General features: G+C 52.0%; 8 protein-coding genes. 4 read left to right on the top strand and 4 right to left on the bottom strand.

The window, feature by feature from the left end; genetic code table 11:
* The first annotated feature begins 128 nt into the window (after positions 1 to 128).
* Entirely contained in the window at positions 129 to 1,637 is a 1,509-nt protein-coding gene (locus AC0YOB_RS06015; RefSeq protein WP_475791989.1) for an extracellular solute-binding protein, read from the top strand.
* Positions 1,638 to 1,735: 98 nt separating this feature from the next.
* Positions 1,736 to 6,601, top strand: a complete 4,866-nt coding sequence (locus AC0YOB_RS06020) for an S-layer homology domain-containing protein (RefSeq protein WP_475792320.1) — start codon at positions 1,736 to 1,738, stop codon at positions 6,599 to 6,601.
* Positions 6,602 to 6,794: 193 nt separating this feature from the next.
* On the opposite strand, the gene AC0YOB_RS06025 is transcribed toward AC0YOB_RS06020, so the two are convergent.
* The 4 genes from AC0YOB_RS06025 to AC0YOB_RS06040 form a co-directional block, all read right to left on the bottom strand.
* Positions 6,795 to 7,859, bottom strand: a complete 1,065-nt coding sequence (locus tag AC0YOB_RS06025) for a Gfo/Idh/MocA family protein (RefSeq protein WP_475788442.1) — start codon at positions 7,857 to 7,859, stop codon at positions 6,795 to 6,797.
* Between the two features lie 25 nt (positions 7,860 to 7,884).
* Positions 7,885 to 9,459: an FAD-dependent oxidoreductase gene (locus AC0YOB_RS06030; RefSeq protein ID WP_475791990.1), complete on the bottom strand. Its 1,575-nt coding sequence runs from the start codon at positions 9,457 to 9,459 to the stop codon at positions 7,885 to 7,887.
* A gap of 22 nt (positions 9,460 to 9,481) precedes the next feature.
* Entirely contained in the window at positions 9,482 to 10,300 is an 819-nt protein-coding gene (locus tag AC0YOB_RS06035; protein WP_475791991.1) for a sugar phosphate isomerase/epimerase family protein, read from the bottom strand.
* A 535-nt stretch (positions 10,301 to 10,835) separates the two neighbouring features.
* Complete coding sequence (locus tag AC0YOB_RS06040) at positions 10,836 to 11,315, bottom strand: winged helix-turn-helix transcriptional regulator (RefSeq protein ID WP_475767184.1); 480 nt, start codon at positions 11,313 to 11,315, stop codon at positions 10,836 to 10,838.
* 121 nt (positions 11,316 to 11,436) lie between these two features.
* Here AC0YOB_RS06040 and AC0YOB_RS06045 point away from each other — a divergent pair, with 121 nt between their 5' ends.
* Positions 11,437 to 12,837, top strand: coding sequence for an FAD-dependent oxidoreductase (locus AC0YOB_RS06045; protein WP_475791992.1), 1,401 nt, complete (start codon positions 11,437 to 11,439; stop codon positions 12,835 to 12,837).
* A 538-nt stretch (positions 12,838 to 13,375) separates the two neighbouring features.
* On the top strand, positions 13,376 to 15,325 hold the full coding sequence (locus AC0YOB_RS06050; protein WP_475792321.1) for a sensor histidine kinase: 1,950 nt from the start codon (positions 13,376 to 13,378) through the stop codon (positions 15,323 to 15,325).
* Positions 15,326 to 15,354: the final 29 nt, after the last annotated feature.

The following is a 15,354-nucleotide window of genomic DNA, read 5'->3' on the forward strand; positions in this document are numbered from 1 at the left end:
TCTGATTAGCTTAAGGATGGTGATGCCGCTCTTATAGCAGCTTGGCTGGCCTGTTGAGTCAGGTAAGACGATATTGAAGAAGTTATTCTTTAATTACTTAAGAGTCTATCATTCAAGGAGGTTCAAGCATGATGAAGAAATCAGCACGCCTTGCCCTTATTCTCGGATTAAGTCTGGCTGTCGCCGGCTGCAGCGGTTCTCCGAATCCAGACCCCGCTGCCACTCCCGCCGCAGGGAATAACGAAGGGGACACTAATAGTCAGCAGGAAGGAACGAAACCAGGTCTCCGCATGATTATGCAGTACAGCTTATTCGATCCAAACAAAGAGTACACCGGCCAATACATCAAGGAAAAAACGGGATATGACATTGAATATGAAATGCTGCCTGCTGAGAATGCGGATGAAAAACTGAATCTGCTAGTGGCCGGCAATGAAAGCTTCGACCTCATGAAGCTGAACGCTGCCCAGTTCTATAATCTGGCTACAGCCGGAGCTCTTGAGCCGATTGACGAGCTGCTTAAAGAACATGGGAATTATATTAATCAGGCCATCAAGCCCGAATCATGGGGGAGCGCAACGATTGACGGCAAGATCTATGCGCTGCCGGAGGCGGGAGCAGGCGTCAGTATTGGGGAGGAGCTGGTTATCAGGCAGGATTGGCTCGATGAGCTTGGCCTCGAAATCCCTTCCAATACGGATGAACTGTACACGGTGCTCAAGACGATCAAGGAGAAGAAAAAGATTATTCCGCTTACAGGCAGCAAAGATTCGATCTATGGGGATATCGCCGCAGCCTTCGGCGTGCTCACGGACTGGAAGGTAGTGGACGGCAAAATTGTCCATAAAGCCGAGCAGCCGGAGATGAAGGAATTTCTCGCTTATATGAACAAATTGTACAGTGAGGGTTTAGTGGATACGGAAATGCCTCTTAATACAGCCGCCAAAGCCATTGAGAAATTTTCCGGCGGGCAGGCCGCCGTCTACAAACTGGCCTGGTGGAATGCAGGCAATACGATTAATGCGCTCAGCAAGAATTTCCCTGAAGCGACTGTATCCGTCATCCCGTACTTGAAGAACAAGGAGGGAAAAGCGTCTATTGGAGCAGTCGCCAATACCACCTGGTTCATTGCCATTCCCAAAGCCTCCAAGCATAAAGGGGATGCTATGGAGCTGTTGAACGCCAAGCTTGAGCCGGAGACCTTCAAGGGAATGGCGATCGGTATCGAAGGTGTCCATCATGAGGTCAAGGATGGAAAATATTATCCGATATTGCCTAAATTCAACGATGATCTGAACAATGCCAGCGCATTCATGACCGGGGTGGATGAAGAGAATTATCCTGTTTATTGGCAGGCGCGCGTACGCAAAGACCCTGTGCTCCAGGCCTACTATGAAGATTTTCAGAAGAACTCGGAAGGAATAGTCGTTGTCGATCCTATGTCCCTGGCTCCGCCTATCGAAGCGATATCCAAAAACACACTGAAGCTGAACAAGCTGCTGGATGACAATGTATTGAAATTTATTGCCGGCTCCGAGCCTCTGGACAGCTATGATCAATTCCTGGCTCAGTGGCGCGCTGAGGGAGGCGCTGATATGGTTAGTAGCGCCAATGAATGGTACCAATCGACGAAATAATACGATTTTGGAAGCAAGCAGTTGCAAAAAGCGCAGCTGCTTTTTTCTGAAAGGATCGCCAGGCAAGATTGATGAGAAGGGTGGAAAACCATTTGAACATGAGGATCTTGAGAAGATTGCCGATTGTCCTTATTCTCTCTATATTTGCGACCTTCTTGGCACCTGTTGTTGTCCCTGCATCAGCAGCGGAAGAACCAACTCTTGAGTCGGTTATGACAGACCAGGAGCAAGAGCCCGGCCTGGAGCCGGACCACGGGCAAGGGCCTGTGCAGGACTCGGAAGCCGCGGAAGTTCCAGTGCAGGATGCGGATCCCGGGCAAGTGCCTGATCCGGGCACGGACCCCGGGCAGGAGCCTGATCCGGGCACGGATCCGGGGCAAGAGCCTGATCCAGATGCGGCCCCCGGGCAGGAGCCTGATCCGGGCACGGATCCGGGGCAAGAGCCTGATCCGGATGGGGATCCCGGGCAGGAGCCTGATCCGGGCACGGACCCCGGGCAGGAGCCTGATCCGGATGCGGACCCCGGGCAAGAGCCTGATCCAGGCACGGACCCCGGGCAGGAGCCTGATCCGGGCACGGATCCCGGGCAAGAGCCTGATCCGGACGCGAATCCCGGGCAAGAACCTGATCCGGACGCGGATCCCGGGCAAGAGCCTGATCCGGACGCGAATCCCGGGCAAGAACCTGATCCGGACGCGGATCCCGGGCAAGAGCCCGATCCGGGCACGGATCCCGGGCAAGGACCTGATCCGGACGCGGATCCCGGGCAAGAGCCCGATCCGGGCACGGATCCGGGATTGGAACCTGAGCTGCATCTAACGACGCCATCAGGTACGACTGTGACGGCACCCGTTTTCGAGGTGAGCGGATATGTGTACAACTATACGGAGGAGCTGGATATGAAGCTGACCATTAATGATAGGGAAACGGTGGTTACAGCAGGCGGCAGCTTTCGTTTAAACGTGTTCCTTGCCCCAGGTGCCAACACATTGGCAGTCAAGCTAATGGTAGCAGAAGCGGAGCTTGCCCTGATCTCTCTGGCTGTTACGTACGATAATTCGCAGCAGAGCGGCGATTATATCGAGGTGGAGGCAGCTCCGGCCGATATTAGCATCTCCATCGAAGGTCCGCGCAAGAAGCTCGATTATATCGATACCGATGTAACAGGAATCAGCAATGTCGTATCATTATTCACTCGGGATTATGGCGAAGCCATCACTGTGCCTCAATACAATGTTGCGGTTCAGGTGGACGCGGGCAGCAGGGTGCTGCAGGTGGTCAACCCATCCGTCAACGGCGGCGCGCCTGTGTGGACAGGTCCGACTGAATTGCTCATCCCGGAAGACGGCTATGTGTTGATGGCGCAGGATGACAGTTATACCAGTAATGATATCAAGCGTTATTTGGCCACTAACTTCAAGGCGGGAGATATCATCAAACTGCGCAAGAACGGCGAGGTGGTGCCTGTCAGAGATGTGATGAACGGCAATGGCTTGATCGCCCGCCTGTCACTGGCTAACAACCCGATGTATACGGTGGTCGACAATCAAACGATAATATCGGGAGAAATACTTAACATCGACGATCCAGAGGCTACTGTATTATCGGTTAATGAAACACAAGTCCCCTTCGAGATGGACGGAAGCTTCTCATATACTCATATTCTGACACCAGGCACGAACTATATCGATGTGAAAGTAGAAAAGAATGGTATCGAGCAGGATTTACGCCACCTGGTTGTCTTCAGCAGACCGGATTTCACATCGGAGAAAGAGGTTATCCTGTGGGTGGATCAGGCTTCGAACGCGAGAAAGCTGCAATCCAGTGAGCAGGTTTATGAATTTCTGAAAAAAGCGAAGGATAATGGCACCACCTCCGTTGTCTTTGATGTTAAGGGCGTGGAGGGTTATGCCTCATATAAGAAAAATGACTTGACAGGACGCCCATACGTCAGTGAAATCACAGCTCCGGAGAAAGCCGGCTCCAATCCGGATCTGGATTTGCTGGAGGAATTCATCACCTATGGACACGAGCTGGGATTAAAAATCCATGCTGCCGTGAATGTATTCGCCGAAGGATCTATTGCCCATAACGAATTCGCCATCCTGGATGATCATCTGGATTGGGAGGAACGGGTTCACTACGCCGAGAACAATGGAGAGATCAAGCGGCTCCGGGAGAGTGCCAAGCAGGGATTAGTGGCTTTTGTCAATCCCGCCAACGATGAGGTAAGGGAATACGAGCTCAAAACCTTTGAAGAAATTATAAAAAATTATCAGGTGGACGGCGTCGTCCATGACCGCAGCCGGTATGACAATGAAGGGGCTGACTTCAGCGAAGAGACCCGGGCGAAATTCGAGAGCTTCCTGCAGAGCAGAGGCAAACAGCTTGCGAATTGGCCAACAGATGTCTATGGATTTGCAGGAAACGTTCGGGTGGACGGACCGTTGATTCAGGATTGGTGGGAGTTTCGCTCCGGCACAATCAAGAGCTTCTTCAAGGAAGTGAAGGACCTGACAGAATCCTATGAGAGCTCAACAGGAAGAACCATTCAGGTCTCCTCCTATGTGGGATCCTGGTACGAAACCTATTATCTGAACGGCGTCAACTGGGGCAGCACCAACTTTAGGTTTGATCCCAGGCTGGGGATTGGCAATGAATCGCTTTATACACCGGAATATTATCAAACGGCCTATATCGAATACCTGGATTTCCTGATGATCGGCGCCTATCAAACGACAAGTCAGGAAATCGAGAAATACATTACATTGGGCAATATAGCGACTAACGGTGAAATTCCGCTGTATGCAGGAATCGCTTTGACTAATGTGCAAATTCCGGCTATGCAGCGGGAGGTATTCCAGGCGGGCCTTAAGAATACGAATGGATTAATGCTATTCGACGCCTCTCAGGTTAACTGGCCGATGGTTTCGGCTGCGCTCAGGGATGAAGAATATGTCAAGGATTATCAATTGGGGATGAGTCTGCCTGACAGCCCTGAATCGTTCCTGGAAGGCAATTATTATGATGTCAACCGGATTGAAGGAAATATCAATGTGCTGACAGAAGCATTCGGATACTCCACGGGAACGAACCAATTCGGCGTTGAGGTCGTGGTTAACGACTCCGGGGAGGTAACCCGGGTGGTTAACCGGAACCAGGCGATCAATTGGAGCTGGGGAGTTCCGGAGATGAATAATAGTGTGATCCCGTCTGGCGGATTCGTCATTACGACACTCGACCCGTCAGGTATTCGAACAAACAGGCAGCTCGTGGCTAATGCCTATGATGAAGGGGATCAGGTGCGGGCCGCCGTTCTGAGTGGATTGCAGGATGATGAAGGGCGGGAAACCGGCAGCAGCCAATTGGAAATTGAAGGCCATGTCGATGTACTGGGTCCGGGTGTAGCGTCAGTTAAACTAAACGGGCAATCCGCAACGGTAGAGGAGAACGGCTCCTTCACAGCCACTATTCCGCTGTCAGTAGGGATCAACGGGATAACGATCGAAGTTTACGTGGATGAGCTGAAAACCAATACCAAAACCTTGGAGATCGTTCGAACGGACTCGTCACCGGGCGATGATGGTTCAGTGCCGGAAACGCCGGAGACACCGGAAACGCCGGAGACTCCAGAAACTCCAGAAACTCCAGAAACGCCGGAGACTCCAGAGATACCGGAAACGCCAAATACACCAGTTACACCAAACACGCCAGTCGTACCCGATAAAGCTGCAGCCCCGGCTGAACGCTTGTCGGCAACGTATGAAGCGGCATCAAACGGGCAATTCCTGACAGATGCAGATGTCAATCTGGAGCTTATGCTGAAGGAAATCGAACAGCTGCAGCAGTTGAACATCTCTGACCAGATATTGGATTACTCCATTCAAGAGGTGGAGGATGTGCTCTTGATTAATCTCCCGGTAAGCGGATTAGATAAAGCATTGGCGGCTCTGCCAAAAGGCAGAATGGTTATCAGCTCTCCGCTGGGCCGCTTCGAAGTGCCGCTGGCTGGACTGCAGGCAGGTCTTGCTGCAGCCAAACCTGCAGAGATGCTCCAAATAAGAATCGGCAAGCTGCCCGATGAGGAGGAGGAGCAAATCAACCGCCGGCTCAGGATGGAGGGGGCATCTAAGCTTGGCTACAGCGTTAATATCAGTCTGGTATGGGAGCAAGGCGGCGTAGAGCAGCATGTTACCAGCCTGGATGGCGCCAAAGCCGGATTTACCTTTCATTTATCCGCGCAAGCCGATCCTTCTCTTACGTCAGCGTTATCGCATGACCCGGCAGAAGGGAAAAGCCGCTTCATTCCTGCTTTGGTCGAGCAGGCAGAGGGTGGGAATTCCGATGTGCGGTTGATATTATCCGAGCTGGGTCTGTTCTCTGTGGCTAGCTCAGAGAAGACATTTGATGATATGGGCGGCCACTGGGCAAGCAATGAGGTAAGTCTGCTGGCTTCCAAACGAATCATCGAGGGAACAGATGATCTTCACTTTACGCCGAATGAGCCGATCACCCGTGCCCAATTCACCACGCTATTGGTCCGTGCGTTAGGCTGGAGGGATGGGGAGGAGCAAACGACATTCGGCGATGTAAACCGGGATGCCTGGTACGCAGGAGCAATAGGGACCGCTGCCGCAAGGGGACTTGTAGAGGGCATCAACGACAAAGAGTTCCGGCCCAATGAGCCGATAACACGCGAACAATTAAGCGTCCTGCTGCTGCGTGCTTTGCAAATGACAGGAATGGAGCAGGAGGCAGGAAACCTGCTCGAGATCCTGCAGCGCTACCAGGATCGAGAAGCCATCGCAGCGTGGTCTGAATCAGCGGTTGCTGCTGTTACCGATATGGGAATCATGGAAGGACGCTCTGCTGCGGGCTTCGTGCCCAAGGGTTCAGCAACACGGGCCGAAGCCGCTGTTGTACTGATGAGAATGCTCCAGCACGCAGGGTATATCAACCGTTAGATAACGATAAGATGAGAAAAAAGATGACTTCTGATTAATTAATCAGAAGTCATCTTTTTTTAATTAACAGAAAGTATAAAATTTGGCCGATACTTTTCTGATATTTTTGAGGAAAGAAACTTACCATGCCGCTTAAGGACGCCGCTTCTTCTTATTTATGCTTCTTTCTATGACCTTATACGATCCATAAGTTCTAGGAGAAGTAAATTTCTTGGCCCAGCTCGCTTGATTCATAAATGCCGCATAAGATCTTCATCATCTCCACACCGTCCTCTACGGGGCTTAAGGTCGGTTTTTTGCCTTGGCAGACCTCAATGAAATAATTCATCTCATCCTGAAAGCCCGCTGCAAAGTCAAAGGTCAGGCTGTCGATCTGAGGGGTGCTGTTCAAAATCGTATCATGCTTCTCTGTAATGAACGCAAGCTCCGGCTCGAGCTCTACGCCGCCCTGTTCCCCGTAAAGCTTGACCGTCAGCTCATCCTCCTTGGCATGAAGCGTGAAGCTGACATCAACCAGGAGAGATGCCCCGTTATCAAAGCGGATAAGCGCATTGGCCATATCCTCCACCGAATTGTGCTCCGCGTCGTAATCCGCGGCTTTGTAAGATTTCAGATTCTGGACATTGGAGCGGTTGCCCAGCTTCTTGTACGTATTGCCGCTGATTGACCTCACCTTGGGCCGGCCCATGAGGTACCAGCATAAATCGATCACATGAACGCCAACATCGATCAAAGGACCGCCTCCGGAACGTTCCAGGTCGGAGAACCATCCTCCGGGGTTGCCCAATTTCCGGATACAGGATGCTTTGGCATAATAGATGGGTCCGATGTCGCCCCCATCCATGAAGGCTTTGACGATACGTGTATTGGATGCGTATCTGCGGACGAATCCGACCTGAAGTATCTTGCCGGAAGCTTGAACCGCCTGCTGAACGGCAAGGGCTTCCCGCACGTTCCTGCAGAGCGGCTTCTCTACCAATACATGCTTGCCTGCCTGCAGGGCGGCGATGCTGATCTCCGCGTGGGAGTTATTCCAGGTGCAGATATTGACGGCATCAATCTCGGGATTCGCCAGCAGTTCCTTATAGTCGGAATAAACGTTGGGAATATTGTACTTCCCGGCTTTGGCCTGTGCGCGCCCGATCTGCAGGTCGCAGATGGCATGGAGTGTCGCTTCAGCGTGATTGTGATAGGAGCGCAAATGCATCTCCGAGATGGTCCCGGCACCTATCACGCCTATTTTTATAGGATTGCTCATCGTCAGCACCTCATTCTTATAGTGGTCAGACCGCGTGAATGGAAGGCCATTCCAGCTCGATGCCTTCCTGAATCAGCCTGTTTTGAAAGCTCGCAAGCTCTTTCCCGCTGCTGCGTATGTCAGTTGGATTGACATTATGATCCAGGCAGTAACTGGCGCAATATCCTGCCGCTTCCCCGATATTCCACTCCACCGGATGCAGCCGGTAGCAGCCATTGGTAATGTGGGTTACGCCAATGTTTTTACCTGCCGCCAAGACATTGCTCACCCGTTTGGGTATCAGGCTGCCGAGCGGAATCTGGAAGGGGAGAGAGGATATATCAATATAGGACTGACCGCCTGTACTCGGATGCAGATCAATGCGGTAGCTGCCGATGCCGATTGAATCATGGAACTTTTCGGCCAGGCCTTCCGGGCGGCATGCAGCGGCCACATGCTGCTCAAGAACGGTGAATTGAGCCTGTATTCGCCGGGATTCACGAATATAGGGATACATCGCCAAGCCATCTGCCGTACCGACCACATCGGGCCGCAGCCGAAGTCCGGGATATCCCGCTTTGCCGTCCGGCCGCGGTGCAGCCGTCTGCAGCCAATAGAGCAGAGAGAGGCTGAGCTGCTTGGCTTGATGCAAATGACGGGCCCGCTCTTCTTCGCTGACGTCAATTATCGGCCCCAACCAATAATCGTTTTGCGGCCAGTTCACCAGCGATATCGAGCCTGGATACGTTCCTGCGTGAAAATGCTGTTGATCCGCTATTTGACGGTAAAGAAACAGGGGAAATTTATCGGTATCCGCGAATAGCCCGTATTGGATGGGCTCCAGAGTGGAAGGTTTTATTCCGCTCAGACTCAGCAGCCGATCCGGCCAGAAATCGGGCTTGTAATCCCGCCAAAACTCATAAAGCTCAGGCTTGGCAATGGTATAATCTTCGCCATCCCGGTAATCCATGGCAAAGCAGCTGGTGAAGCCCTGCATATTCATGGGTTGCGGCGGGCCCTCAACCGCATGGGGCTCACCGGTCTGGGCAACGGATTCCGCTCCGGTCACATACTCTATTCCGGCCAGGGGCAGCAAATCGCCGCATTCCGTCGCATCCGCATAGATGGAAGCGAGCAAAACCAGCTGATCGCCGGTATCCAGGCACTTTACGGTAACCGAACGGATCTGGTCTCCCGTTGTCTCTGCTTCCACAAGCACATGACGATACAGAATCTGCAGCTGCCCGCTGTGGATATACGGGGCCAGCATGCCATGCAGGACAGCGACGGCCGCCCGCGGTTCATGGGAAATGCGGCTGACGATGCCGCTGCCAGGATTCAGATGAGGTAGCGCTCTTGCCTCGGCAGTAAGAGGAAAAAACTGCCGGTAATATTGACGGATACCGTCACGGAACTGCCGATAACTTCGTGTACAGCCAAATGATTCAATCCACCGGTGCTCGTCGGGAGGCACGGCCTGACTCGTCAATTGACCGCCGATCCACAAGGTTTCTTCCGTCATGATGACGGTTTTTCCCGATTTTGCCGCAGCCAGCGCAGCCGCAGTGCCTCCGGTTCCCCCTCCGATAATGATGATGTCGGCATGGAATTCGCGTTTCATTTTTGCCATTTCTCCCTTATGATTATTTGATAGAGTTGAAATACGCGAAGCTATCGAGGATTCCTTGCACTTCACTGCCCAAGCCTTCATATTCAAGGACAAAGGCCCCCTGATACCCATGCTCGCGCAAGCGGTTCACAATTTTCTTGACCTCAACCTCGCCTTTACCCAGCGCAATTCCTTCATAGGCTTGGCCGCCAAGAGACATGTAGCGCCCGTTTATATCCGGGTAGAAATCCTTGACATGAACATGGGCAATAAGAGGCAGCAGCACTTCAAGCGCTTGTGAAGGATGCTCGCCGACCAGAAGGAAATTGCCGGTATCGAAGGTGGAACGAAGTGCGGGGGAACCGACACGGTCGATGATCTTCTGAACCTGCTCACCGCTGCCGGCCAGCTTGCCGTGATTTTCGAGGCCAAGCACCATTCCGGCAAGCTCTGCCTGCCGGGCGGCCTCAGACAACCCATCCACAATCCAATCCAGCGCCGTCTCATAATTGATGCTTCCGCTGAGATTGCCGGAGAACACTCGAATCATCGAGGTGCCAAGTGCTTGGGCCGTTGGAAAAGCCTCCGTTATTTGTTTTAATGCGGCTGAACGTTCCACAGGTGATTCATTCACAAAGTCGTTGGCTACGGCGTAGCTCACCACCGTAATTCCATTGTCCCGGATATAGTCCAATACCTGCGGGAGCTCCTGCTCTATGTCCCGCCAAAACACATTTAACAGCTCCACGCGATTGATGCCTTCCACGGAACAGAAGGATAAGAAGTCCATCACGGTCCAGCCTTGTTCTCTCACCGTACGGTGGACACTCCACATACTCAACGACAATTCCATCCTGACATTCCTCCACTTCTTATTCAATTCAATGAATCATGTACGGACCTATCCTCATTGTAGAAGCTGGCAGGAGGAAAAAGTAGGGTAGGAGGATGACCTTTTATGGTAATATGATGCGTTTATTGATGACGGCAGCCGCAGCCGCGCACGGACAGAACGCCTCTTCCGGATCCAAGGCTTGCATATCACAAGCTGTTGTCCGAGCGGACACAAGGCGCGAGAATATCGAATCGTAGGAAGGAACGGCACGGCTGTCACCGTCCTCTGGCGGCAAAGTTAGTTTCTTCTTCAAAAATATCAGAAAAGGCGAGCCAAATTTTACACTTCTTTCTAAAATTTATTTCAATGAAAAAAGGCCGCCCCGGGGAAGGCGACCAAAATTGGTCTGTACGATAATCTCGATGCTTATCAGCAATTTTATCAGTTGAAAGTACCTTGGCTGGCTATGTCCAACACGCCGAATCCGCCTCGTTTTAGTCCGGAACTATTTCTTTCGTTTGTAATAGGGGCTAATGCCGCTGTTTCTTCTTGTCTAATGTCCAAGATCGCTTGGCAAATTATCGTCGCTTACGCTGCTGACTGGCATGTGTTCGACGGGTGTGACTTCTATGTCCGTTACATTGCGTTCACAATGCGGGCAGTAATAGGAAATGTTGATCTCCTCGCCGCAGGAGCGGTGAATAATCCGCTTATAGCAGGTTTCCAAATGATCTTTGCCCCACAGGATGATGGCGTTCATGACGTTGTCCAGCGCTTGTCCGCTTGGTGTCAAACCATATTCGTAGCGCGGGGGATGCGCAGAGTAAAGGCGGGAAATAATAAGTCCATCTTCTTCCAGCATGCGGAGCCGCTCCGAAAGAATACTTGTGGAAAGCCCATTAAGGGCATGCTTCATGTCATTGAATGTACGCGTTCCAATCATGATTTCATGGATAATCAGCAGCGTCCAACGGTCGCCGATCATATTCAGCGTTTCGGCGATATTGCACTCTAAATCATAGACTTTTTTCATCCGGTTGATCCCGCCTTCCTTGATACCAGAAAGTATAACATAGCCCGATTAAGTTTCAAATAAGAACTTAGTTGTTTTTTAGAACTTTATTTTGTATAGTATACACGTAGCAAATCTGGAGGTGTTCGTTATAATAGATCGACAAACAGACGCATTAATCATCGGGTTTGGGAAGGGCGGCAAGACGCTGGCGCCTTTTCTGGCAAAGCAAGGCTGGAGCGTAACGGTGGTCGAGCAATCCGCGGCTATGTATGGGGGAACCTGCATTAATATCGGCTGTATTCCGACCAAATCGCTGGTTCATTCGGCGGAAAATGCCGCCGCTCGCGGTTACGCCGATTTCGCCGGGAAACAGAGCGCTTTTGAGGAAGCATGGCGGACCAAAGAAGAGCTGGTCGCGTTCCTGCGCAGCAAAAATCAGGAAAATATCGAGAATCACCCTGGTATCCAATTGATTACCGGACATGCATCATTCCTTTCGCCCCACGAGGTATTGGTTGAAATCCAAGGAATGGAACCCGTCACGATCACGGCGAAGCATATTTTCATCAACACCGGCGCGCAACCGTTCATGCCGGCAATCGAAGGAGCGGACGCCAGCAAGCGCGTTTATAACAGCACAACCTTGCTTGGCCTGAATAAGCTCCCCCGGCGGTTGGCCATTATCGGCAGTGGATATATTGGCCTGGAGTTCGCCTCTATGTACGCCAATTTCGGTGCCGAGGTCACGGTTTTCGAGAGAGGAGCGGAGTTCTTGAAGCGGGCAGACCCGGATGTTCGCGAAGAGATCAAACATGTCCTGGAAGCAAAAGGCATTCGTTTCCGCCTCTCGACCCGCGTAAAGAACATAAAGGACAACGACGGTGCGACGGTCATTACGCTGATCAACGGCGAGGGACAGATCGAACAGGCAGAGGTCGACGCCGTGCTAATTGCAACCGGCCGAAAACCGAATACGGATTCGCTTGCGCTTGATCGCGCCGGCGTGGCTGTTACAGACAAAGGGTTTATCGCGGTCGACGATACGCTTCGTACCAATGTGCCTCATATTTGGGCGATTGGGGACGTCAATGGCGGACCGCAGTTCACTTACATTTCACTCGATGATTACCGCATCATCAGGAATCAATTATTCGGCGACGGTTCCCGCTCGCGGCAGGATCGCAAGAACATCCCGCAATCCGTCTTTATTACACCGGTATTCGCGCAGGTAGGATTATCGGAAGAAGAAGCGCGGAAAGTAGGATACCAGATCAAGGTGGCCAAACTTGCGGCAGGGGCATCGACTCGGGCCAGAATATTGAAAAACACGGACGGCATGGTCAAAGCCGTTGTCAATGCGGCCAACGGCCAAATTTTGGGATGCACGCTGTTCTGTGTGGAAGCGGGAGAATTGATCAACCTGGTCGCCTTGGCGATGGACGGCAATCAACCTTATACGTATTTGAGGGACCGGATCTACACGCATCCGGGCATGGCCGAGATCTTCAACGACTTGTTCGCACTGATCGATCAAGCATGAAACCAAAAGATGCATGGAACGAAAGACAGCGACGCCTGGCAGATGAGGTAGACAATAACAGGTTTGCAAAAACGAGCCGCGGATACCGCGGCTTTTTTGATTTGATGAATTGAGATAACAACATGCATCCATCATTGAGATCCGGAACGGCAGGGAAAACCAGGAAGCAAATAGGCATGACAAAACAAACTTTTCAACTTCATATGAAGGATATGAGCTAAAATAGTGTTAAAAAGGCCTCATCTTGATCTCATTCGGAAGTTATGAGATGACGAGCATGGTTATTACAGGAAAATCGTTAAAAACGCCATGTAGGGGAGAGCAGGGGGATTGTACGGGCCAACAGGAAGTGGCGTTGTGCTGCCGCTGCGTCCGGCATTTTGGAATATCCCGCAACTTTTCTCCATATCCATCGTCTGAAGGTTTTATATGCAGGAATATCCTGGAACAAACCGGCAGGCTCCGGATTCACAGCAGACGATTATGGGCGGCAAGCGGATAGAGAACATGGAGCGGCATAAGGAGAACAGACGTGACGATGTTGAAAACGATGGCGAAGATATCAGGAGCGGCGCTCCTCCTCTTCGGGATGAACGGTCTGATCAACTACACACTGTTGAAGCCGCTCGACGGCGGGGCGAAGGTGTTCAACCAGTTTCGCCACCATCTGGACGATGCCATATTCGTGATGCTGTTTGTTTTCGTAGCGTTCATCTTCTGGGCGATGTTCGCCGTTCTCAATCAGGAGCGCGGCTATCTTTATCTTGGGGTCATCTCGTTCTTGACGTCGCTTCAGCTGTTTGCGGAATGGGATGATAAAGTGTTGTTGTTCGGGCCTTTCCCGGAAATTCCATACAACTCGCTGGCCATCAAAAGCGGAGTTGCGTTCTTGTCCTTCGCTTTTGTCTCTTATCTGCTGGGAACCTCAAATAGACCCGTCGTCCGCATGCTGCTCTGGGCGGGAGGACTTCTTTGGGCCGTCATTGCGGCAGCCTCGCTGCTGCCTGTCGGCGAATCTATGATCATTGTCCTCAGCCGGCTGTTCCTGGGTTTTGTTTTCCTGAACATGACAATTTGCATATCGCAATTTTTGACCCTGCTGCGAAGCAAGGCGAATCAGGCGGAGCTAAGGTTAATTGCGTCCGGATTCGTCTTGTTTGCGCTGGTCCTGCTGCCTGATCCGGGAAAAGATTTGCTGGAGGATATTGCCGGGCGCAATCTCGGATACCGCCTGGTATATTGGGAGCAATGCCTGGAAGATACATTCCCTTGGGCTCTGCTGGCGCTGTTGACCGTGTTTGGGATACTGTTTTTCCGCCGGTTCATCCAGACGCTAAGTGATAACAGAGCCATCGCCGACGAGCTCCGAGCGAAAAACACCTCCCTGGAGCAGGAAGTTGATACCCGGCAGCGGCTGGATCAACTGTTGTCCGTACTGCTTCGGACTTACCGGATCGCCGATTTGGAGCAAAGCGTCATCCGGGAAGGGCAGCGATATTTCCAGCCGCATGCGTTTCTGCTGGTGAAGCACGATGAAGCGAAAGATTTTATCCAATTCGAGGGAAAGGCTGCTCCTCCCTCCCGGGAGGGGGATATTGGCAGGATACTGAGGTCAACAGGGAACCGGATGTCCGATGGCGAGGCGATTGTCGCTCCTGCGATGGTTTTGGGATCGGCGGGCGGAACTGGCGGGATAAGGCTTTACTTGGCCGTCTGCTCGTCAGATGGCGTTCCGATCCTCATAGATGAACGGGATAAGTTCGCTTTAATGCTTATGTCCAAATATGTATCGATCTTTTATGAATACTTTCAATTGCTTGAGAGCCGGCTAAGGGAAATGGAGCAGCGGCAAGCGGATCGGTCGCCATGGTTATCCAAGCTGTTTATGCAAATTGCGGAGAAGGAGCGAAAGCGCCTGGCCTCCGACCTTCATGACGAAGTGCTGCAGGAATTGCTGCATATCCGCCGGACCTTTGAACGAATGCCCGCCGGACAATGGCTGCATGAGGACAATGAGCAGATACGACTTGGGCTCGATAATGCCGAGTTCATGATCCGGGAAACATGCAGGGAGCTGATGCCATCGTTTTTGTCCGATCATGGTGTGCTGCACGCGGTTTCCAGGCTGGTGGAGAAAACCCGGCTGCGGGTTGATTTTCAGCTGGAATTCCATGCATTGCCGTTAACCGCTTCTCTCAGCGACGAGCAAACCACGGCGGTCTACAGAGTCGTGCAGGAACTCATTAACAATGCGGTCAAGCATTCGGAAGCGTCCAGAGTCATAATGGAGATCGGGCAGGAGGAAAGCGATGTGTATATCCGGTATGAGGATGACGGCAAAGGCATGGAGACCGGTATCGATTTTTCTTCCATGAACCGGTTTGGATTAAGGGGCATTGCGGAGCGGATCCACATGGTAGGAGGGGAAGTGTCGGTGCAGTCTGAGCCCGGTCAGGGCGTCAAAGTCCATTGTTCTTTGCCGGTCTGATGCGGTGAATTGTTATTAGCACGGCAAAC

This window comes from Paenibacillus sp. JT31N17 (genome assembly GCF_056269255.1).